General features: G+C 38.2%; 18 protein-coding genes. 9 read left to right on the forward strand and 9 right to left on the reverse strand.

Going from position 1 to position 22,218, the window contains the following annotated elements; genetic code table 11:
* Positions 1 to 6: 6 nt before the first annotated feature.
* Positions 7 to 2,337, reverse strand: a complete 2,331-nt coding sequence (locus F952_RS07680) for a TonB-dependent receptor (protein ID WP_004925222.1) — start codon at positions 2,335 to 2,337, stop codon at positions 7 to 9.
* Positions 2,338 to 2,584: 247 nt separating this feature from the next.
* A complete protein-coding gene (locus tag F952_RS07685; RefSeq protein WP_004925225.1) occupies positions 2,585 to 5,197 on the reverse strand; it encodes a TonB-dependent receptor in 2,613 nt (870 codons plus the stop codon).
* A gap of 285 nt (positions 5,198 to 5,482) precedes the next feature.
* Between F952_RS07685 and F952_RS07690 the strand changes: the two genes are divergently transcribed.
* Positions 5,483 to 7,066: an ABC transporter substrate-binding protein gene (locus tag F952_RS07690; protein WP_004925227.1), complete on the forward strand. Its 1,584-nt coding sequence runs from the start codon at positions 5,483 to 5,485 to the stop codon at positions 7,064 to 7,066.
* 64 nt (positions 7,067 to 7,130) lie between these two features.
* Here the strand turns inward: F952_RS07690 and F952_RS07695 are convergent, their stop codons facing one another.
* The 4 genes from F952_RS07695 to F952_RS07710 form a co-directional block, all read right to left on the reverse strand.
* Positions 7,131 to 7,535 (reverse strand): ExbD/TolR family protein, encoded by a 405-nt coding sequence (locus tag F952_RS07695; protein ID WP_004925230.1) that lies wholly within the window; start codon positions 7,533 to 7,535, stop codon positions 7,131 to 7,133.
* The gene (locus F952_RS07700) at positions 7,535 to 8,269 is read right to left on the reverse strand and encodes a MotA/TolQ/ExbB proton channel family protein (RefSeq protein WP_004925233.1); all 735 of its coding nucleotides are present in this window, start codon (positions 8,267 to 8,269) and stop codon (positions 7,535 to 7,537) included. Before F952_RS07700 ends, F952_RS07695 begins: the two co-directional genes overlap by 1 nt.
* 24 nt (positions 8,270 to 8,293) lie before the next feature.
* Positions 8,294 to 9,121 carry an energy transducer TonB gene (locus tag F952_RS07705; RefSeq protein ID WP_004925237.1) on the reverse strand — a complete coding sequence of 276 codons (828 nt, stop codon included), beginning with the start codon at positions 9,119 to 9,121 and terminating at the stop codon, positions 8,294 to 8,296.
* Positions 9,122 to 9,317: 196 nt separating this feature from the next.
* Complete coding sequence (locus F952_RS07710) at positions 9,318 to 10,445, reverse strand: LLM class flavin-dependent oxidoreductase (protein WP_004925239.1); 1,128 nt, start codon at positions 10,443 to 10,445, stop codon at positions 9,318 to 9,320.
* A 315-nt stretch (positions 10,446 to 10,760) separates the two neighbouring features.
* On the opposite strand from F952_RS07710, the gene F952_RS07715 reads away from it, so the two are divergent.
* The 7 genes from F952_RS07715 to tatC all read left to right on the forward strand — a co-directional run bounded on the left by F952_RS07715 (position 10,761) and on the right by tatC (position 15,740).
* Entirely contained in the window at positions 10,761 to 11,834 is a 1,074-nt protein-coding gene (locus F952_RS07715; protein WP_004925243.1) for an ABC transporter substrate-binding protein, read from the forward strand.
* A gap of 3 nt (positions 11,835 to 11,837) precedes the next feature.
* Positions 11,838 to 12,677 (forward strand): ABC transporter permease, encoded by an 840-nt coding sequence (locus F952_RS07720; RefSeq protein ID WP_004925248.1) that lies wholly within the window; start codon positions 11,838 to 11,840, stop codon positions 12,675 to 12,677.
* A complete protein-coding gene (locus F952_RS07725; RefSeq protein ID WP_004925250.1) occupies positions 12,677 to 13,465 on the forward strand; it encodes an ABC transporter permease in 789 nt (262 codons plus the stop codon). Before F952_RS07720 ends, F952_RS07725 begins: the two co-directional genes overlap by 1 nt.
* A 19-nt stretch (positions 13,466 to 13,484) precedes the next feature.
* Positions 13,485 to 14,255 (forward strand): ABC transporter ATP-binding protein, encoded by a 771-nt coding sequence (locus tag F952_RS07730; protein WP_100222837.1) that lies wholly within the window; start codon positions 13,485 to 13,487, stop codon positions 14,253 to 14,255.
* 96 nt (positions 14,256 to 14,351) lie between these two features.
* On the forward strand, positions 14,352 to 14,567 hold the full coding sequence (locus F952_RS07735; protein WP_004925257.1) for a Sec-independent protein translocase subunit TatA: 216 nt from the start codon (positions 14,352 to 14,354) through the stop codon (positions 14,565 to 14,567).
* Between the two features lie 13 nt (positions 14,568 to 14,580).
* Complete coding sequence (gene tatB / locus F952_RS07740) at positions 14,581 to 14,997, forward strand: Sec-independent protein translocase protein TatB (protein ID WP_004925259.1); 417 nt, start codon at positions 14,581 to 14,583, stop codon at positions 14,995 to 14,997.
* On the forward strand, positions 14,994 to 15,740 hold the full coding sequence (gene tatC / locus F952_RS07745; protein WP_004925261.1) for a twin-arginine translocase subunit TatC: 747 nt from the start codon (positions 14,994 to 14,996) through the stop codon (positions 15,738 to 15,740). The genes tatB and tatC overlap by 4 nt, the downstream gene beginning before the upstream one ends.
* A 29-nt stretch (positions 15,741 to 15,769) precedes the next feature.
* Here the strand turns inward: tatC and F952_RS07750 are convergent, their stop codons facing one another.
* On the reverse strand, positions 15,770 to 16,846 hold the full coding sequence (locus F952_RS07750) for a sigma-54 interaction domain-containing protein (RefSeq protein WP_004925264.1): 1,077 nt from the start codon (positions 16,844 to 16,846) through the stop codon (positions 15,770 to 15,772).
* Between the two features lie 315 nt (positions 16,847 to 17,161).
* On the opposite strand from F952_RS07750, the gene F952_RS07755 reads away from it, so the two are divergent.
* Positions 17,162 to 18,250 (forward strand): LLM class flavin-dependent oxidoreductase, encoded by a 1,089-nt coding sequence (locus F952_RS07755; protein WP_004925267.1) that lies wholly within the window; start codon positions 17,162 to 17,164, stop codon positions 18,248 to 18,250.
* 91 nt (positions 18,251 to 18,341) lie between these two features.
* On the opposite strand, the gene F952_RS07760 is transcribed toward F952_RS07755, so the two are convergent.
* Both F952_RS07760 and F952_RS07765 read right to left on the reverse strand, forming a co-directional pair.
* Positions 18,342 to 19,550, reverse strand: coding sequence for a lipase family protein (locus F952_RS07760; protein ID WP_370458621.1), 1,209 nt, complete (start codon positions 19,548 to 19,550; stop codon positions 18,342 to 18,344).
* 95 nt (positions 19,551 to 19,645) lie between these two features.
* Complete coding sequence (locus F952_RS07765) at positions 19,646 to 22,138, reverse strand: TonB-dependent receptor plug domain-containing protein (RefSeq protein ID WP_004925272.1); 2,493 nt, start codon at positions 22,136 to 22,138, stop codon at positions 19,646 to 19,648.
* Between the last annotated feature and the right edge of the window lie 80 nt (positions 22,139 to 22,218).

A 22,218-nucleotide genomic window follows, 5' to 3' on the forward strand; every position in this document is an offset into this window, starting at 1 on the left:
AAATTTTTAGAATTTTGCAGTGAGAGAAACCCCAATTTGACGTGGGTTTCCGTAGGTTAAGACATACTGGCCAGCTGTACCATTTGGTCGTCCGTGTACTTGATATTCTTCGTCTAAGAGATTTTTTACATATGCATTGACTTGGTATTTATCACTTGCAGTGTGATAGCCAATATTAGCATTCCATAAGGTGTATGCTTTTTGACTCAAGATTGGGTCAACAGAATAATCTTGACGATTGACTAAAAAGAATTCACGGTCACGATAACTTGCATCTGTGCCTAAAATTAACCGTGCACCGTTATCGAGATTAAAGGTGTATTCCCCACCAATACCCAATGTATATTTAGGTGATCGAACTAATACATTACCCGTATTGTCTGCATTAACTACATTTGTCACCGGATTACGGTCTACGAAGCTAGTATATTCACTATCCAGATAGGCTGCCGCTAATCGTAGGCGTAAGTTATCGGTCGCTAAATAATCTAATTCTAATTCCGCACCTTTCACCTCAGCCTTGGGGCCATTGGCTAAAACTGAGGTTACACCACCGCCTTGTCCAGCCGTCGCCACCAATAAGTTTGTTTGAATATCTTTGTAGTCATAATAAAAAATATTGGCATTGGCGGTTAAATTGCCTTGTAACCAATTAGACTTCAAACCTAGTTCATAGCTATTTAAATATTCAGGGTTAACATCTGCTAATTGCGTCAGGCTACTTGAAAGACCCGTGTTAAAACCGCCTGAACGGAAACCTCGAGCAAAACGAAAGTATGAATTGATATCAGAGGTAATTTCATATTCTGGCGTGATATCGTAGGTCAGCTCATTCCATCTCTTTTTACGACTTGTTGAACCATTTGCATTCGGTGCTGAATTATAGACTGCATTACTGTATGCATCCTTTTGCCACCAACTGCCTTTGGTGTAGTCACCTGAGGTAATTTGAACAAGATTTAGATCAATATCTTTTTCTTCACTTGTCCAACGCAAACCACCTGTTACTTTAAATTTATCGGTAAATTTATAGGTGCTGTTACCAAATAAGGCAAAACTTTGTGTGGTCTGTTTATAACTGATATCTCTAAAGGCAGGTGTTCCCGCCGTTTGGGCTGGAGCTCCATTCGGTAATGTTTTATTTACTCGCGCACTTACGCCTGTTGAGTCCAAATCCTCATTGAAGAAATGAAAACCTGCGATCCAACTGAGTCTTTTTTCAGCATCAGAAGAAATACGAAACTCTTGACTATATTGGCGCCATTCATTATCGCTATAGCTTCTTGCTACATCGTAAGGCGTATAGTCACCATCAGAAATAGATCTTTGCGTGGTTTTGTCAAATGCAGTAATGGATGTAAAAGTATGACCGCCACCTAAATCTCCTGTGAGTGTAAGTGAGGCACCATCATGTTGGATTTTATTACTTTCAGGTAAATCTAAATTTGTATCTCGACCTTGTGGTCTTTCATAAACACCCCAGTATTTTCCAATACTTAAAGAACCATTATTTCCAAGACCGTTATAAGTTTGACTATGTAGATTGACCAAAGCATTCCAATCATCATTAACCTTTCCTAATATTTGGAAGCGAAATGATTTTTTATCTACATCCCCGTAGTGCTCACCATTGGCTAAATTTTTTGCATAGCCATCGCGATCTTCTGAATAGAACGCTCCCCGTACGGCAACGTTATCTGATATTTTTCCGTTCACGGCGCCTTCAAAAGTACGAAGATTATGGTCGCCTATTCCTATTGTTCCATAACCAGTCGGTTTATCTGTAAAAACAGGTTTTCGTGAAATGTAATTTACTGCACCAGCCGTGGTGTTTTTACCGTAAAGCGTGCCTTGTGGACCACGTAGAACCTCTATACGTTCTAAATCGAATAAATCTCCAGCACCAGCAACAGGCGCATTTAAATAAACCCCATCTGCATAAATACCAACTGGAAAAACTGTAGAGGCTGCAACATCGCCAGTTCCTAAACCACGAATATACCAACGTGGACGACTATCACCATCTGGGTTTTCAGCTGCTGCATTGGGCGTATAAGTTAAAACATCGCCAATAAATGTTGAGCCTTTCGCGGCTAAATCTTTGCCTGAAACCGCTGTAATTGCAGTCGGGACTTTTTGAATGTTTTGTGCACGATATTGTGCAGTAACGATAACATCGCCTAATTTTTTCACATCTTTAGCATTTACCACTTGAGCTTGTTGCTCAGCAGGAATTGCATCGGCATCATCGTTTGCTAAAGCCAATGTCGAAACACTCGCCGTTACTCCCCACATAGCAGTTAAAATACTCTGCCTAATTTTTGTAACCTTAAACATGGTGACTCCATTTAAATAAATCTATCCATGTATTGGCAACTTCCATGCCATTTAATTTACTTAATTAATTTCAATAACTTAATAAAATTTTGGAAATTAAAATGATTCAATGTTGCTGATAGATAGACAGTCTAAAATGTATTATTGTTGTTATTTCAACATCCTCAATTCAATCTTTTTTGATATCTAATATTCACATTAAAGCCATACATATGTATGGCTTTAAATTCATGAGAAACGGTGATTTTTAAAATTTATAACTAAATTGGCCTTGTACAGTCAGAGGACGCATTGGTTGTAGAAACTCGCTATTCGCTCCTGCTAAACCATTCACAAAATTTCGTTGATTGGTTAGGTTAAGAATATTAAGGCCCACCGTCCATTGTGGCTGGCGATAATAAAGACCTAAGTCCAAATTGTAGTTATTCGGTATTTTCACGGTTTGACTTAAGTTTGTGTACCAGTAACTTGTCCACCATCCTGATAGGTTTACCCCAAAACCAGACTGATGTTGGTAATCTACATAAGCACTTGCAGAGTACTTGGGAATTCCTGCTGCATCATAACGTCCGGCTTTACGTTGGTTTAAAGCGTTACTGTCTCCCCAAACCGTAGCATTGTCCGCATGAAAGCCAAATGGTGAGAAACCAGCAGGTATTATAGAGCTGTATTGGGCATCTAAATAAGTGAAATTACTACCAATCGCTATATTTTTTTGGAGTTGCCATCTTAATGATGACTCAATACCTTTTATTTCAAAACGAGCCATATTACCGTTCGTATCTGGCGATAAATCTCGTTTTTGTTCAAATCCGCTTAGGGTTAAAAATAATTTGTCAGTGATAGGTTCATATTTAAATCCTACTTCTTTTAGCTCACTTTGACTGTCAAAAGCTAAAGGATTGAGTTGATTTACTGCACCCCAAATCAAGAAAGGCCCAAATACTCCCGTATTTAATGCGGTGCTTTTGTCATAGGTAAAATAGAGTGTGCTTTTCGCAGTAGGCTTAATAAACGTACTCAGTTGATAGCTCAATAGACTATATTTGTCACTCGAAGAACGGACATCTGTTGGGGTTAAAACAAGTGGGTTTTCAAGTTTTGCTCTTACAGAACTATGGTTAATGCCTAAATTAATACCGAATACATCGTTAAAGGTAAAGTTTTGTTGAGTGAACACACTCAACGTATCCCAGAAACCAGAGCCCGTATAGACAGCACCTCCTCCATTCGGTGGAAAGCCACCTTTTTCAGCATATAAACCATTTCCAATTGGATACATGCGCGGTAAATTTAAATAGCCAAAATATTGAGAATATTGAGGCACTCCGGCTTGTCCAATCCAACCTCCTGTTGAGCCGCTATTGTTCATTAACCCCAGTAAATCACCAGGGTTCTTCTGTGATGGATCATTGGTTAAATCATAAGGATTAATATTAAAACTATTATTTGCAGCTAAAGAGGTAAACTTCTCATGACGATATGTTCCGCCTGTACTGCTTTTATTATTAATTTTTACGCTACCTATTTCAAAATCATAGTCAGCTAAAAACTCTAGTCGGTTATCAATTAACTCATGATCTAAATCTGTAAAGAAGCTTCCAACAGAGTCGCCTAAATCTTTGTTATTTTGATAGAGCGTACTGTTTGCAATAGACCAATGTTCATTTAAATCTTTAATGACTTTTAATTGAGTGCTAAATCGCTTAGCACTATTTTTATCTTCACTACGTCCTGAAACATTATCATCTAGCTTAACCAATTCATTACCGGGGATTGATGGATCATATACCCAACCTTTAATGGTTCCTGCTTGATCCGCAGTTGAGTTCGGTAACGGCGTGGTCTGAACTCCACCAACAGCAACATATTGGTTTTTATCGTTCTTCTGACGAGTTTGCCAACCAATGACTTTAGAATTTGCAGCACCAGATTCAAATACAGGAGACCAAAAAGTCGAACCGTTTTGAATAATAGGCGTAGCTCTACCTTTGTAATAAAGACCATTATCAACCGATTGTTGCGATGCTCTATTCCAGCCATGTGTGACATTAAAATCATAATAATCGTCGTAACTGATATTCCAATCGACTCTTAAACGATCATTTGGGCGCCAAGCAAGTGCCCCATAAAATGCATTAAAGTTATTTTTCACATTGTCATAATAGTCATCTGTTTTTTGAGCTGTTGCACTCACGCGAAATGCTAATTCTTTTGAAATGGGTGCCGTATGATCAATACTGACAGAGAAATTAGGCTCTGCGCCTTTACCTGAGTAAATGGAACCTACAGTCCCAGAGATATTGGTCTCGGCTTTATTAAAATTAGGCTTTTTGGTGAGGTAGTTAATATATCCGCCAGAACCTGAAGTCGGCGCAAAAATCACACCGGTTGGTCCTGCTACAATATCGGCTCCTTCATAAGCATTGAGATTCGTTGGATGGCGAGTGCTGTAAATACGTTGACTATCTTGAAAAACCTCCGAGTTCTGCCCACGAATTTGTGGAGCAAAGTTAGCATTTTGTCCCCCACCTCGTGTAATGCTTGGCGCATATTTGACGAGATCATCCGCACTGCGAATAACATCTTCTCTAAATTGTTGTTCTGATACTTGGGATACTACACGCGGAGTATCCAATACAGAGCTATCCGTTCCATAAATCGAGGTAACTTTGCGTTTGGGAACTACGGTCGTTTTATTAGTCGCTCCAGTAACGACTACATCGGACAAAGTAATTACATCACTTTCAGAATCACCTGCTTGGTGTGATGTTTCTTCGGCAAAAACATATAACGGTAAAGTTGCCCCTAATACGCTAAGCGCAATAACTAAAGGTTTTAATTGAAAAGGCTGTCTCATATCACACTCAGTAAAGTAAATTTACAATGCGTTACGCAAAGCCTATGCCAACCATTAAATGACCAAATAATTTATCCTAACCACTTGATTCAGTTGTTTTTAATTTTGTATTATTTACTTATGAATTCTATTCATGTTTATTTTTTCAACAAAGCTGTTGAAATAGAGACACTCATCAAAAATAATAATTATATAAGTTGTTGATAAATATATTAAAATTATATAAAAATATTGGCATTTATTCTGCAATACCTCAGAAGATGAAGATCTAATCAGGTATTTATAATGACAAATCAAACATTTCAGTTATCACGTCGAAAATTTTTAACACAAAGTCTCACGGCGCTAGGTGGCGTCTCTTTGATGGGCAGTTTATCAGGTTGTGGCCCCTCTCCAGATAATAGTAACGAATCAAAAAGAGCTTCTTCAGCAACACCTAAGCATGGAGGAGTTATACGCTTGGGACTGATTGGAGGACAACAATCAGGCAGTCTAGATCCTCATCTTTCAGCATCTAGTAGTGGTATTACACGAGGTTTCGCTATTTATAATAAGTTATGGGAATGGGATGAAAATATGCTGCCCCGACTTGCTTTAGCGGAGTTTGCCGAGCCTAATCACAATGCAAGCGAATGGACCATCCGTTTACGCAAAGGCTTAGAGTTTCATCACGGTAAAACCATTACCGCTGATGATGTGATCTTTTCAGTGAAACGCCTAACAGACCCTAAACTCGCTTCACCATTTCGTAATCTGGTGCAGTGGATTGATCGAGATCGTATTCAAAAACTCGATGAATACACAGTTCGTATTCCTTTTATTCGAACGATTCTCGGCTTTGTGGCACTGCCCGAAACTTGGGTAAACTTTGGAGGAATTGTACCGACCGACTTCGACCCTATTCATAATCCAGTCGGGGCTGGTCCATATAAAGTTCAGGAGTTTATTCCAGGGCAGCGTACTGTTTTTACCCGTTTTAATAACTATTTTAAAGCTGACAAACCTTATGCAGATCGTTTTGAAGTGATTGATTTTAAAGATCAGGTCTCTCGATTAAATGCTTTATTGGCTGGGCAAATTGATGTCGCAAATGCGATTTCTCCTGAGTATATTAAAATTTTGGAGCAAGCAAAACACATTCAAACCATACGCTCTGAGACCAATACACATAATAGTTTTGACTTTAATACTCAACAAGCGCCGTTTAATGACCCTAGAGTGCGTCAGGCATTTCGTTTGATTGCAAACCGGGAGGAGTTGGTACAACGAGGCTTAAATGGACAAGGTCGAATCGCCAACGATCTTTATTCGCCGCAAGATCCTGCCTTTCTCAATTTGCCACAGCGCCAACAAAATATTGCCGAGGCAAAAAATCTATTAGCGCAAGCAGGTTTTAAAAATGGTTTAAGTGTAGAGCTTGTTACTCCAGTCAGTAGTGCTCAATCTGCACTAATTTTTGCCGAGCAAGCGAAACAAGCCAATGTAAATATTCGAGTGAAACAAGTTGATTTTGCAACGTTTAATGGTCCTAATCGCAGTAAATGGCAACTATCGAGTAATGCGACTAATGTTGGCACACCCTATTTATCAACTGCCGTTGTTAACGATGCCCCAATTTCCACGACGAATCGTGTGAACTTTAAAGACCCTGAATACAGTGAATTGTTTTTTAAAGCAATAGCTGAGCCAGATTTAGCCAAACGCAAAATCTATTTAGCTCAAGCACAAAGAATTCAGCATGAACGTGGTGGCATGCTCATTTGGGGGTTTAGTCATACCATTGACGCTGCAGCTAAAAATATTGGTGGTTTAGCTTCCGAACATACGATTTTTCCAACTTGGCGATTTGAGAAACTCTGGAAAGCTTAATACTCATCTGTAAACTCACTATATAAAAAAAGCTGCCGAAGCAGCTTTTTTTATGGAGACATAATTATTTAGGCACTGTAATCACAGAGAGTTTATCTACACCTACACGTTCAATACTTGCCAATAATTTTGCGACTGTTCCATACGGGATCGTCTCATCAGCATTTAAATTTAATGCTAATTTAGGGTTACTGCTTTTGCGTGACTTTATTTCTTGTTCAAAGTTCGCAAGTGTCACCTTATCCTTATCAAGGAATATTTCACCTTGTGGATTTACACTAATCACCACAGCTTTGTTTTGATCTGTCGATTGAGTTGGAGCAGCCTTGGGTAAGTTTACTTTCACGGTATTTGTTAATAAAGGAGCTGTCACAATGAATACGATGAGTAAAACTAACATGACATCGACTAACGGCGTAATATTAATTTCACTGACAACATCATCTTGTTCAGAAGTAGAAATTGCCATTATGCAAACACTCCTTTTTCTTTGACTTCCTTAGTGGAATTATCTTTAACCGCCGAATTACCAATGGTACCTTTTTTAGCAGTTGGTAATTGAAATCCTGCTTTTTGATTCAGGCTGACGAAGTCCGTTGCAAAGTCATCCAGATCTGCGCCAATTGTTTTTACTTTACGCACAAAGTAGTTATAAGCAAGTACCGCAGGTACAGCAACTGCAATACCAATACCCGTTGCAACCAGCGCCTCTCCAATTGGTCCAGCCACGACGTCCATACTCGCATTACCAGAACTAGCAATCGCTTGTAATGCATGAATAATCCCAAATACTGTACCGAACAGACCAATAAATGGTGCATTATTCCCAATAGAAGCCAATAGAGCTGAACCTTTTTCCAATTGGCGGCGCTCAGTTAGAACTTGTTTGCTTAAATGGCGCTCTAATAGGTCCTGACGGCTCCAACTGTTTTGCAAGTCTTGATGCGTTTTTTCATCTGCTTCAATTAAAGTCTGAAAACCGGCATTAGCCACTCGTGCTGCTGGGCCTTCACCCAATTCAGATTTGGTTACTGCATCTGATAAGTTTTTTGCTTTCCAAAACTCTTCTACAAAAATTTTACTTTGTTTTGTTGCTCGCTGCGTCTGGACCACTTTAACCACAATCAACACCCAAGTCACAATTGAGAAAGCAACCAACAACCAGATCGTGCCGTCGTGGATCAATGAATTAATATCTGACATGAAAATATCCTCTTAATTTAAATTTTATTTCGGTAATTGATAATGAATTGGAACATCGACCCAGCCTTCTACAGGGGTTTTCCCTTTCAGCGCAGGTGAAAATTTCCATTGCTTTACTGTTCTTACGGCAGCACTGTCTAGAAGTTTTTTTCCACTACTTTGCTTGACACTGACTGTATCTGGACTGCCATTTGCTAATACCTTGACCCGTAAAATCACTGAGCCTTCCCAACCACGTTCTAAAGCTTGTTCAGGGTATTCAGGTGCAGGGTTACTGAGATATCCGGCATAACCTTTGGCTTCAGTCACAGGTAAATTGTCATCTGACGCTTTTACAGGCTCAGCTACTTTTTTAACTGGTTCTGCGACTACTTCTTTTGTGGCCACAGGCTCTGCAACCTTTTGTGGAGTTGGTTCAGCCACCGCTTTTGCAACTGGCTTAGGTTGTTCCACACTTTTTTGGACAGGTTTGGGCTGTTCAACCTGTTTGGGAATTGGCTTAGGCTTTTCCACGACAGGTGGAACTTTGGGTTTTTCAGTAATCGGTGGAATTTTGGGTTCAATCACTTTAGGTGGTTCAACGGGTTTTACGATTTCAATCACCACAGGTTCGGGTTTATGAATATCTAAAGCGGGTGTCGGTAATTGTTTTGCGACATACCAAATTCCAAGATGTGCTGAAACAACCGCAATAATTGCGATTAAGACTTTATTCGACTTCACTGGAGCAGGTTGAATAGCTTCTTGTTCATGCCGTGTAAACGGATCTGCAATTTCAGGTGTAGTTGCACCTGTCACAAATTGCTCAAAGAGCAAAGCCCGCTTATGGGGATTAAAGATTTGATCACGCATAGGAACTTAAACTAAAAATAAAATATTGACTGAGAAATTGCACAAGCTATGCCAAAATAGTAAGCTATTATTTTTTATAGATTTAACTCACATCTTTCAGATATTTAATATAAAAAATGTTGATTTTCAGACATTGTTATGTTGTTCAAACAACAAGATCTCTTTGATATCGCAAAGAGATCTAAGTTTATGATTTTTACATATATCTTAATAAAGGTAAGACTTCTTCAGCTACCCTGTAAGCCTCTTCTAAATGCGGGTTACTGGCTAAAATAAAATGTCCCACCCCAATATCAATATATTCTTGCAAACGTTCTGCGACTTGCTCATAGCTTCCGACTAAAATACAGTTTGGGCCACCTCTTACATTTGACATTCCCGCCCAAACATTTGGACTCACAAATAAGTCTTCAAAACGGTTGCCCTGTGCCAAGGCTTGCTGGCGCTTCGCGCCTACAGACTCAGTGTCTTTGCGCTCAAAAGCATTATTATCAACAGCAATCGTTTCATACATTTGTTTCAGTTCTTGAAAGGCTTGTTCTTGGGTTGGGCGGGCTAAAATATCAATACGCATGCCAAATTTAACTTTGCGTTCCGGCGAATTCTGCTCAAAGAAGTTTTGAGCCTGTTCGATCACTTTCTTCTGCTGGTCTACAGGTTCGCCCCAAGTTAAATGGATATCTGCATGACGTCCTGCGACTTGTAAAGCTGCATCACTTGCACCTGCTAACCATAAGCGTGGAACTTCATATTGATTCATTGGGTATTTCAGGCCGCCCTGTTCAACATGGAAAAACTTTCCATCGAAATTGAAAGGTGCATGGTGCGAATAACCTTTCACAAATTCTAAAAATTCATTGGTTCGTGCATAACGTTGATCATGTTCAATAAAATCCCCATACGCGCGTTGTTGTGCACCGCCTCCTCCTGAAATCACATTCCACTCTACTCGTCCCTGACTTAAACGCTGCAAACTTGCAGCCATTTGGCTTGCATAAGCAGGATGAATAAACCAAGGTTGAATTGCGATGAGTAAACGAAGTCTTTTAGTTTCTCTGGCCAATGCAGACGCTAACACCCATGGTTCTTCAGTATGTGGAAAAGCAGGAATGAGTGCGCCATGAAAACCAACAATATCGGCTGCTTTCGCCACTTGCTCGACATAATCATAGTAAGCAAATAACTGATCTTCATGTTGCGGTGCAACACGTTGTGGAGATTGAACTGCTGGGGTTAATTGATTCCATTCACCGCGTGTGTGTAATTGATGTGCTCGACGACCATCCCCGTGAACAGGGATTCTCCATAAAAACTCGACTGACATAATGAATCTCGATAATTTAAAGTTTTGACGATATTTAATTCGTTAAAGGTCTTATGAGCAGGAATCATGCCGTTATTTTTTTTAATTAATTTTTTACTATATTATTGTTTTATATGAAGATTAAAAAATCAAATTTAACGGCTGTGTTGATATTCCAACACTTGAGTGCTCAAGAATGTCCCTATCACAACACAACGACGACATTTAACCTCAACAGTAACTCTAAAAAATTATAATTTATTGATTTATTTAAGATAAATTTATTGGCGTGGTTCTTGCTCAGTATCCAATATATTTTTTATTTTTTATGATGATATGCGTACTTTTCCACATCTACTTTTAGGTTTTAGTTTTTTGGGTCTTATTGCTTGTGGCGCACAAAAAACAGAAGAGACCACTTCAAAAGAGTCTGAACAGCAACAACTTCGAATTGCTGTGGTTGCCAATGGCACTTCGGGTAGTTTGGACTTTATAGGTGTGCCGCAACTCATTTCACAAGATCAAATCTTTTTAAAAGCATTAAAGCAAAATCACATTGAATTAAAATGGGAACCTGTGACCACAGCTGCAGTAGCAACTCTGGTTAATGAAAGTTTTCTAAATAATAAAATCGATTTTGCTTTTTATGGAAATCTTCCTGCTGTAGTCCTGAATGCAACAGGCGTTAAAACACAGATTGTTGTACCCGGAGGTATTGGTAATAACGTTTACCTTATTGTTCCAGAAAATTCACCTATTAAATCTATTGAAGAATTAAAAGGTAAAAAAATTGCATTACATCGTGGCCGTCCGTGGGAAATTAACTTTGGGCAACTCATACAAAGTAAAGGATTAAGCTTAAAAGACTTTCAAATTGTGAATTTAAATCCGCAGGCTGGGGCTGCGGCTTTATCTGCCAAAAGTGTAGATGCCTTTTTTACTTTAAGCGATGCGCTTACATTACAAGATCGCCATCTGGGTAAAATTATTTGGTCATCACAATCTTTGCCCGCAAATTGGAAAATGCGTGCCGAACTCTGGGGTAGCAAACGTTATATTGAGCAACATCCAGATACCACACAATTACTTGCTGATGCGACAGTACGTGCAATGGACTGGATTTCACACCATCAAGATGAGTTTCAGCAAAGTCAAACTAAGTTTGGCCAACCTCTGAGTGTGATTCAACGTGAAAGCCAGAACACGGCAAGCACATGGCAACAAGACTGGTCTCCAGACTATCAAGTCGACTTTCTTAAACAGCATTATTCAAAAGTCATTGATCATGCTGTGAAAAATCAGCTTATTCAAACGCCAATCAAAGCAGATGAACTGTTAAATCCGAAGTTTACACGTCAAGCGATTCAAAATTTACAGACTGATCATTCTTCAAATAAGCAGGAAAACTAGACAATGAAAATACTAGTAAAGCCACTTATTGAGCAAAATAATGTTTTATTTAAAACCCTACTAGGTAAGAAATTTTCTTCTAAAAAGGTGTACGGGCTGCTCTCTGTGATTTCACCCTTATTAGTATTACTTGTTTGGCAGTTGATTAGTTCTTTACAGATCTTTCCAATCCAAATTTTGGTACCGCCCAAAACTGTTTGGAATACATTCATTGCGTTGTTACAAAGTGGTGAGCTTCAAATGCATCTTAAAGACAGTCTATCTCGTCTGTTTTTGGGATTTTCTATCGCAGCAATCAGTGCAATTGCTTTTGGTATTGCCTATGGTGCAAATACTCTCTTTCGTAATTACACCTATATTCTATTTAACGTTTTTTACCAAATTCCAATCTTTGTCCTTATTCCTATTTTTATTTTAGTTTTTGGGATTGGTGAATTATTTAAAATTTTACTAATTATAAAGGCCTGTTTTTTTCCAATAGCGTTAGCAACAGCCGATGCAGTCAAAAATATTCCCAAAAAATATATTGAACTAGGACAAATCTATCAGCTTAAAACACGAGCTTGGCTCAGGCTTATTATTCTTCCATCCATACTCCCGCCGTTAATTGGTGGACTACGCATTGCACTTGGTCGTGCATGGTTGATTTTAGTTGCCGTTGAACTACTGGCAGCTGGAACGGGTATTGGGCAAATGATGGAACTAGGACGTCAAATGTTGCGCTTAGATGTGGTGATGGTTGGTGTGTTTATCACAGGCGTCGTCGGGTTTGGTTTAGATAAAGTTTTACGCTTAGTGGAACAACGCTTTATCTCACCTGCGCTTATTTCGGGGGAAAAATAATGTCTCAGCGTAGATTTACTTTAAAACAATCATGGCAACGGCCAATCATTTTAGTTCAAGGCCTGATACTGCCATTATTGTTATTAGGCATATGGCAATACAGCTCGGGCTTAGGTGCTAGTCATGCCTATGCATTTGTTCCTTTACAAAACATTTATTTCGCATTAGTTAGATTGCTTGAAACAGGTGAATTATGGCTAAACACATGGGGGAGTCTTAAAAAAGCTGGAATAGGATTCATCTTAGGTTCAATAAGCGGTTTAATTTTGGGTTCTTTGCTTGCCTATTCGAAAGTTTTAAATGCTTTAGTTTCTCCACTATTTAACAGTATTCGACAAGTTCCGTTACTGGGTTTAACACCTTTAATTGCCTTATGGTTTGGTAATGGAGAAGAAGCCAAAATTTTTATTATCGCGCTTGCTTCGTTTTTTCCATTAGTAATTAATACATATCAGGGTCTTAGCCACAACGATGCAAAATACGACGAAATCGCACGTATTTATCAATTTTCATTTTGGCGAAAATTTAAAAAAATACGCCTTCCCCAAGCCCTACCCCATATTTTAACGGGTCTAAATTTAGCCATACCCTTTACTTGGATCACCACTACAGCAAGTGAGTTGCTATTCAATGCGGGTGCGGGACTCGGTAACTTAATGATGAAAGCCGAGATTAATGCCGAAATGGATATTTTGTTGGTTTGCGCCATTACGGTTACCCTTTGTGGGGCGTTTATGACAGCAAGTATTCATCTTATTTCAAAACGCCTACTGCTATGGCGTACCTAATTTGTCTTTTTTAAAAATATTGATAGGATTTTATATGTCATTCTCACTACTTTCTATTAGAAAACTTACTAAATCTTTTGAGCGTGATCAAAATACTTTGACCGTTTTAGATGGGATTAATCTCAACATTGAGCAAGGCGAATTTATCTCGATTGTTGGTAGTAGTGGCTGTGGAAAATCAACACTATTACGTCTTATTGCTGGATTAGATCAAGACTATGACGGTGAAATTCTACTGAATCAAACTCAGATAAAAGGCACAGATTTAAAACGCGGTCTCATCTTTCAAGAGCACCGACTACTTCCATGGCTTACTGTTTTTGAAAATATTCATTTAGCACTTGAAGAGACTCCACTCACTCGTGAAGAGAAAAATTTACGGGTAAATGAGCATATTGAAATTGTCGGGCTGAAGGGTTTTGAAAAGGCGTATCCATATGAGCTGTCTGGTGGCATGGCACAACGTGTTGCAATTGCCCGTGGACTCGTCAATAAACCGGATATTTTACTTTTGGATGAGCCTTTTGGAGCTTTAGATGCCCTCACACGAAGTCACTTACAAGCTGAACTTCAGCGAATCTGGCAACACGAAAAAATCACCATGATTTTAGTCACTCATGATATTGAAGAAGCTGTCTATCTCGGAGATCGTGTGATTGTGATGTCAGCGCGACCAGGAAAAATTAAGGACATTATTCAAATTCCATTAATACATCCTCGACATAAGGAGAGTGAACTTTTATTTGGTTACCGCAATCAGGCACTTAATAAGCTAGATCACACAGCATAATTAATTTGAATATTAATCGATATTAATATTATTTAGAAACCAAATAGTATTGTGATATAAATATTTTTTACATTTAATTGATATAGGATGAAGAAAATGGGTTTATCAATTTGGCATATTTTACTTTTTGCAGTGATTGTTATTTTATTATTTGGAACCTCAAAACTAAAGAGTTTAGGTAAAGATTTAGGTGGTGCAATTAAAGATTTTAAAGACTCAGTAAACTCTGATGATCAAAAATTATTGCAAAACCAGCAATACAAAGATATTAGTCCAATTGAATCACACAATAAAAAACAGAATAAAACATGAGTGATTTAGTATTATGTTTAATATCAGCTTTGGAGAGTTATTAGCTTTTGCAATTATTGCGCTTATTATTTTAGGACCTGAAAAACTTCCTCACACGTTAAGATCAGTCCTCCTTAAATACAGAGCAGTTAAAAACCAAATTAGTAAAATTCAAAATGATATCGAAAACGAACTTGACCTGATCGAACTTAAGAGAGTTATGCAAGAAGAGCTGCAAAAAATAAAACAAAATGAAGAGCAGCTCAAACAACAACTCGCTCTCATGCAACAAGAAATTGAAAATGTACAAACATCTGTTTCTATTGAACGAAAAACCAAAGCACGGCGCATCAATGACTATATCTATACCCGTTCACAAGATGAGTTAAAGACACCATTTTTAGCTCATTTTAAAACAGCCAATAAATTCAGTGAGGATCAAGCCGCATGACGGAACATATTGTCAGTGAAAGCCTCACTGAAATGAAATATAGCGAACATTTAAAAGAATTAAGAAAACGACTGATCTATAGCATTGGTATTGTTTTAGCGATTTTTTTATTATTACTCCCGCTTGCTCAGAAGAACTACCATTTTCTTGCTCACCCTTTAATTTCATTGCTTCCTAGCAACTCCACCATGATTGCAACAGATGTGATGAGTACATTTTTAGCACCATTTAAACTCAATATTTATTTTTCGATTTTATTAAGTATTCCCTTTATTCTTTATCAATTTTGGCAATTTGTCGCTCCCGCACTTTATCAAAAAGAAAAAAGGTTCGGTATAGCACTCGTGATTTCGAGTAACCTTTTATTTTATTTAGGAATTGTGTTTGCCTATACTTTAATTTTGCCACTTGCTTTAAAGTTCTTCGTATTGGCATCGCCCGATAATGTGTTACCCATGACAGATATCAATAGCTATCTAGATTTTTGTTTAAAGCTTTTTCTAGCTTTTGGTCTGGCATTTCAAATTCCAGTTTTAACTTATATTCTTATTTTTATTGGCCTTATTTCTATTCAACAGCTAGAAGCACATCGTAAACACATCATTGTATTCTTCTTTTTTATTGCAATGTTTATTACCCCTCCTGATGTTTTTAGCATGCTTGCTCTTGCAGTCCCAATGTGGTTGTTATTTGAATTGGGTTTATGGGTCACAAAATTCACAACGCAAAAAAACATCCATTAAAAAATGGATGTTTTTTCTATGTAAAACCCTTAAGCAATTTCATTTTCATTCTTATTAGGTAGTAAGTTATATCTTGATAGAAGATTACGTAAAACATTACGCGATAGGCCTAACATTTTTGCTGTCTTGACCTGATTATTCCAGCAACTTGAAAATGCAGTATTTACTATTTTATCTTCAATAATATGCCATGCTTCCCCATCATATTCTTGAAACAAACGCTTCAAAATACTTTCAAACTCTTGAATAAGATCATTGTCTGGTAACACGGCAGAACCCGTTTCCTCAGAAAATCTTAAATGCTCAAGATCAATTGTTTTACCGCCACTCACCAGTAAAGCATAGTGAATATTGTTTTCTAGCTCACGAATGTTGCCTGGCCAGCTATAGTTCAGCAGCGCATTTCTTGCTCTATCACTGATGTTAGGTTTAGTGGTAATAAGCTTCTGAGAGTATGAACTTAAGAAGAAATCAACTAGAGGTAAAATATCTCCTTTACGTTCACGTAATGGTAAAATATTAAGCACAACTACGTTTAAGCGATAATATAAGTCTAGACGAAACTTATTTTCTGCTACAGCTTTACGTAGATCGACATGTGTGCCCGACAAAATACGAACATTAATTGGAATTGGTTTTCGACCACCCACGCGTACGACCTCTTTTTCTTGCAAGACTCTTAACAGCTTAACTTGTAAAGTTAGAGGTAATTCACCTACTTCATCTAAAAATAAAGTACCACCATCGGCTGTTTCAAAAATACCAGCACGAGTTTTATTAGCACCCGTAAAAGCACCAGCTTCATAGCCAAACAGTTCAGATTCAGCAAGCGTCTCGACCAAGGCACCACAATTGACTGCAAGAAAAGGCTTATTTTTACGATCACTTTTCAAATGGATTTCGCGTGCAATTAATTCTTTACCTGTTCCTGACTCTCCTTGAATAATAACACTAGCAGAGCTTGGAGCAATCGTTTCAACTTGATTTAGTAATTTACGAGAGTTCTGATCTGAAAAAATAATTGCTTTTGCTCTTATTGGTTTTACAGGAACACCATTATCAGGCAAAGTAATTACTTTATAATCATTATCTAAAAAGGTTTTCATAATTACCCCATAAAACTTATGATACAAAAATTTTAAAAATCTATATTACATTTCATAGGGTTTTTTAATAAATAACAAATAAATATATTTAATCCCAAATTTACCTACTTTATTCAAACCAATTTTATCTTATAAATTAAAAATCAACATAATTCTTTTTTTATGATATGTTGCTTCTCAAGCACAATGTTATCTTTTTGATTAAATACAAACACTTTAAAAAATTATAAATCGTCCGTATATTTGATTTATATAGTTATAAATATTGGCATTTATTTTGCTCATCCATTTAAAATCCACAGAATAGGTTTAATAATGAGCATCGAATTTGTAGGTATGGTTTTCCCTAACCAATGGTCTGAAACCAAAGGAACGCGAATTGGCCATAAAATTGATCTAGAATATCTACGTTACCACGCACGGGCACATGAATATGCCGGTTTTGATAAAGTCTTAATTGCTAGTGGCCCAAGCAGCCCAGACAGTACACAAATCGCGGCATACCTTGCCCAACATACAGAACGTCTTGGATTTATGATTGCCCATCGACCTGCACTCCTTACTCCAAATTTAGCTGCACGTTCTTTTGCTACGCTTGACCATACTACGGGTGGTGGAAGAATTCGTTTACATGCAATTACGGGAATTACAGCTGAGCCACAAGAAGGTGATTATATTGTTGATAAAGTTCAACGCTATGAGCGGACGGGTGAATATCTAGATATCATCCATAAACTTTGGAAAAGCGATCAACCGATTAGTTACGAAGGTAAATACTTTAAGTTAGACAATGCTTTTTGCCCATTAAAGCCAGTCAACGGTACAATCCCAATTTCATTCGGTGGCTCATCAAACATAGCTTATGATATTGCAGTCCGCCATGCAGACCTTTATTCATTGTGGGGGGAACCACTAGCTGGAGTAAAAGAGCAAATTACTAAATTGAAGCTCGCAGCAGATAAAGCGAATAAACCACGGCCTCCTGTTAGCTTATCTGTACGTCTTATCATTGGTGCAACTGAAGAACTCGCTTGGCAACGAGCAGAACAGATTCTTGCAGATATTCAAAAAAATCCGACTTTTCAAAATAACGGTACATTGTCGGGGCATAAAATTAAAGGTATTGGTTCACAGCGCTTATTGGCAGCAGCTCAGCAAAGTGATCGACATGACCGTGCATTATGGATGCCAACTGCAACTGCTGTAGGCGCTTATGGCGATACGACTGCTCTAGTTGGCACGCCTGACACCATTATTGCCTCATTACTCGATTATGTAGATTTGGGGGTAACGACTTTTTTAAATCGGGGCTACGATCCTATATATGATACAGTCGATTATGGTCGTTATATCATCCCCGCTGTGCGCAAGGAGGCAGCCAAAAAATTAAAACAAATCGCTTAAACATTTATAGAAAAAAGCCGCCAATTCAATATCTTTGAAGAGCGGCTTTTTAATAAAAATTTTCTTTACTGAGAAAATCTTTAGTCCGTCTTTATTGCAAATCAGGTTTACAAATAGCTTGAATTTTCTCTCCGGCAATCACCTTTTTAGCAAACGGAATTGAATCTTTTAAAGAAGCATTCACAGTTTCGCTATGTCCTAAACCATGATACAAATGACCTTCGACCACAGTACCCGCTTTACAAGCATCTGCCACTAGCTTCATTTGAGAACGAGCATCTGGAGTTCGGTCATTTGCCCCTGTCCCAATAAATAATGGATGACTGATTTTTAGTGTAGGATAATAACCATAATCATTTGATTCTTTCTCTTGCAGTTTTTTATAGCTTGTCGGTGGATTAGGTTTATATGCTTGTGCTGGTGAAAGTCCTGCGGTTTGAATATCACCCATAAAGCTTGTTAAGCAGGCATTTCTTGCTTGTTCAACTAAAGGAGCAGCTTCAGGAGTAAAAATTTCTTCTGTTTTAATTTCTGGATATAAACTTTGTGTCACTAAAAAACTATAGATACCATAAGCCAATGATGGACTAACTTCATAAGGATTTAACTTTAACTGATTTTTTTCAGGCGTCGCTTCAGGATCTTTATAAATCACGCCTGTACCAATTGAACCTTTAATATTTAAGTCAGGTGCGTACGTAGCCGAATAGGAAGAAGCCGCAACAGCCCCAGCGCCTCCTTGCGATTGACCCACAATCACAAACTTATTGGCAAGTGGTAACTTGGTTTTTAAAGCAGCTCTACCACTATCTAAAATACTATAAGCCAGCATTGGGTTATTAATTAGCAAGTGAGGTCCTGCAACACCTAATCCTTCGTAATCTGTGGCAACGACTGCAAAACCTTCGTTAAGCCAACGATTTAAATATTGTACATCTCGGTATGATCGGCCACTCCAAGAGGGCGCACAAGCATCAGCTAACCCTACAGTACCATGTGCCCATAGCACCACTGGCCAACCTTCTTTCGGTGGATTTCCTTTCGGTAAGTGAATACTTCCTGAAACTACAATAGGTGTTTTGCTATCTTTACCACTCGTAGAACTGTAGAGAATCCGAATAGCCTGACTATCATTTGCCAAACGAATATAAGGATTATGAACTGCTTCTGTTCTTAGTAGTTTTCCAGGTTGTGCAGGAATAGCTGATTTCCATGTGTAAAACTCGGAAACTCGCCCATCTCCATACTTTTCTTGTGGTGCTGGTGGGAGCTGTGCCATTGATAATGTTGTCGCAATCATAGAGCAACTTAAAAAGGACGCTTTTAATAATTGCGTTAAATGCTTAGCTTTCATGATTTATCTCTTTAATCGATATACTTTTATGAAGAACATTTTCAGAAATCGTAACTAACACGACTATATAAATAGGTTCCATATGAACCTTCTGGAGAGTTAAAGCTGTATTTCACTACCCCGTAAGGTTGAGAAGAAATCGTCTGATCTGGGTGACTGTTAAATAAATTATTTGCCCCCACGTTAAACTTTAATCCTTTGACCCAATGATCTGCCTTGTAGCCAATATCTAAATCTGCAATCCATTGCTCACCAAAGGTTTGATCTAGACTTGGAGATGAACTGCTTAAAATTTTCCATTTCCCGTAACGACGTACTACCGTATTTACACTCCAGACATCATTATTCCAGAGTGCACTCAATGTCGTTTTACTAGTTGGTGCAGCAGACTCAATTAAACTCGCTGTATTACGTCCAGCGATTAATGACGAAGAAATGACTTGACCTGTCGATGTCATCGAATCTCTCGCCTGAGTAATTTCATTCTTGTTGGCAGCAAATCCTAAATTTAATGCAAGGTTACCATATTCATTAAAATGCAGATTATGCTTAAAATTCAGCTCAGCACCACGTGTTCGGGTATCTAACAAGTTGTTAAAGAAAGCGGCATTATTAATGTTGGAATAGGCTGTTCCAGCAAAGGCATTGGTTACAATTGATCCAGTCAAATTGTCTGATAATAAAATTCTATTTTTAATATCAATTTGATAAACATCTAATGTTAAGGAGGTTTCATCGTATGGTTTCCAAACAAAACCTACAGAATAATTTGTTGATTTTTCAGGCTTAAGATCATTACCACCCAAGAGTTTTGCAGCTTCACTTCCTGCGGCTAATGTCCGTTGCTGGACATCATGATAAACACCTGAGCCTGTAGATGTTTCAACTGACTGGACACTATAGGTGGAATAACCTAACTGGGCCAATGACGGGGCACGATATCCTGTACTGGCAGATCCTCTTAAATTTAGCTTAGGATCAAAGTCATATTTCAGTGTCAATTTGCCATTAGTGGTATTACCAAAATCTGAATATTTTTCACTACGTAAAGCAACACCCACATTAAGGTCTTTTACAATTTCAGTTTCTAAATCTAGGTAAGCCCCATAAACATTACGATCGATTTTTCGTTGGTCTGCATCAGTAATTCCAGAATAAATTTCTGGTGCAGTCGTTACGTTGTAATAAGGTCCACGCGTATAAGCAACTGGATCACCCGCAACTTGTTGATATTGTTCCCAACGATACAAGATACCCGTCGAGACAGTTATTGGGTGATAAAACCATGATGTATTAGCATCAAGACTATAGTCCAGCCCCGTATTCAACTGAGAAAAAATATTATCACCGAGTGAATAAGAAGAGGGTGAGCCTGAACCATAACTTGGGTTAATCCCATTGTCCTGATCGGTATGCACTTTATTGCGACCATAGGTCACGAAACCATCAAGTTTACCTGTTTTTTGATCCCCTTTTTTTGCGCCAGCAGTTAACGCGAAATCATCAACCGTCACAATACTTAAAGGAATGCGTCCATCCGGATAACGTTCTTTATAATAGATTGATTGATTAACTGCGGCCGTTGCAGTTGATGGCTCATAAAACCCTTCGCCAATGGTTTTACGGTGCCCATAGGTTCCAAAGCTATATAAGGAAGTATCATCTGCTAATGGTAAATCTGCGTTATAACTGAGATTTATCTGATCTTTTATTTCTGGTGAACCAAAACGCCATGTTCGATATGGTGTATTTTGGTCATTATATTGTGCATTTGTACTACTACTTGAATTATAAAATTTTCGACTATCTGGCAAAGTATTATTGGCAGCATCGCGTTTGCCTGCATCAAATGCGACAGTCACACTTCCATCATTTGGTAATGCAAAGCTTTTCCAGCCTAAAATTTTTTGCTGATCACCATCTCCTTGAGTATATCCTCCATATTGATAAGCAATACCTCCTCCAGTACTTTTGGCTTTTAAAATAATATTCACAACACCTGCAATGGCATCAGAACCATATTGCGCTGCAGCACCATCCCTTAAAATTTCTACACGTTCTACAGCGCTAATCGGAATTAAACTCAGATCTGTGCTAGCAGAACCGCGTCCTCCTGCAAACGACTGACGAGTAAAGTAAGCAGAGGTATGGCGGCGTTTACCATTGATCAAAATCAAAGTTTGATCCGTCGATAAACCACGTAACGCAATTCCAGGTGCAACAGAAGAAGAAAAACTGCCAGCTGGAGTACTTGGCAAAGTTGCAGAAGCAGAGAGTTTAGACAACGCTTTTGCTAAATCTGACTCACCTGTTTGTTGAAGCTGTTGTGGTGAAATAATATCAACGGGTGCAGGTGCATCTAATGAACTTTTTACTGCACGGCGAGAACCTGTTACAACAACGGATTGTAATGTGATGACATCCTCTTTCGCTGACAAATTATTTTGATCATTTGCCATCGCAATTGAGGCAGCAAGAGTATTCAGAGCAAAAAGTGAGGAGCGGAGAATGAATTGAGAAAAATATATACGCATGTTGGCTTCCTTAACAATCTAGTCCGATATAGCAAAGCCAATGCCAAGTATTTTATTATTTATTATCAATATCTTAATTA

Source organism: Acinetobacter baylyi DSM 14961 = CIP 107474 (genome assembly GCF_000368685.1).
GTDB classification, from domain to species: Bacteria; Pseudomonadota; Gammaproteobacteria; order Pseudomonadales; family Moraxellaceae; genus Acinetobacter; species Acinetobacter baylyi.

Bases quoted from the DNA above. Each gene is read 5' to 3' on its own strand.
- F952_RS07715 (WP_004925243.1), top strand. From the start codon at position 10,761: ATGCGTACTTTTCCACATCTACTTTTAGGTTTTAGTTTTTTGGGTCTT.
- F952_RS07720 (WP_004925248.1), top strand. From the start codon at position 11,838: ATGAAAATACTAGTAAAGCCACTTATTGAGCAAAATAATGTTTTATTT.
- F952_RS07690 (WP_004925227.1), top strand. From the start codon at position 5,483: ATGACAAATCAAACATTTCAGTTATCACGTCGAAAATTTTTAACACAA.
- F952_RS07685 (WP_004925225.1), bottom strand. From the start codon at position 5,197: ATGAGACAGCCTTTTCAATTAAAACCTTTAGTTATTGCGCTTAGCGTA.
- F952_RS07705 (WP_004925237.1), bottom strand. From the start codon at position 9,121: ATGCGTGATCAAATCTTTAATCCCCATAAGCGGGCTTTGCTCTTTGAG.
- F952_RS07750 (WP_004925264.1), bottom strand. From the start codon at position 16,846: ATGAAAACCTTTTTAGATAATGATTATAAAGTAATTACTTTGCCTGAT.
- F952_RS07710 (WP_004925239.1), bottom strand. From the start codon at position 10,445: ATGTCAGTCGAGTTTTTATGGAGAATCCCTGTTCACGGGGATGGTCGT.
- F952_RS07735 (WP_004925257.1), top strand. From the start codon at position 14,352: ATGGGTTTATCAATTTGGCATATTTTACTTTTTGCAGTGATTGTTATT.
- tatB (WP_004925259.1), top strand. From the start codon at position 14,581: ATGTTTAATATCAGCTTTGGAGAGTTATTAGCTTTTGCAATTATTGCG.
- F952_RS07700 (WP_004925233.1), bottom strand. From the start codon at position 8,269: ATGTCAGATATTAATTCATTGATCCACGACGGCACGATCTGGTTGTTG.
- tatC (WP_004925261.1), top strand. From the start codon at position 14,994: ATGACGGAACATATTGTCAGTGAAAGCCTCACTGAAATGAAATATAGC.
- F952_RS07680 (WP_004925222.1), bottom strand. From the start codon at position 2,337: ATGTTTAAGGTTACAAAAATTAGGCAGAGTATTTTAACTGCTATGTGG.
- F952_RS07765 (WP_004925272.1), bottom strand. From the start codon at position 22,138: ATGCGTATATATTTTTCTCAATTCATTCTCCGCTCCTCACTTTTTGCT.
- F952_RS07760 (WP_370458621.1), bottom strand. From the start codon at position 19,550: ATGATTGCGACAACATTATCAATGGCACAGCTCCCACCAGCACCACAA.
- F952_RS07725 (WP_004925250.1), top strand. From the start codon at position 12,677: ATGTCTCAGCGTAGATTTACTTTAAAACAATCATGGCAACGGCCAATC.
- F952_RS07695 (WP_004925230.1), bottom strand. From the start codon at position 7,535: ATGGCAATTTCTACTTCTGAACAAGATGATGTTGTCAGTGAAATTAAT.
- F952_RS07755 (WP_004925267.1), top strand. From the start codon at position 17,162: ATGAGCATCGAATTTGTAGGTATGGTTTTCCCTAACCAATGGTCTGAA.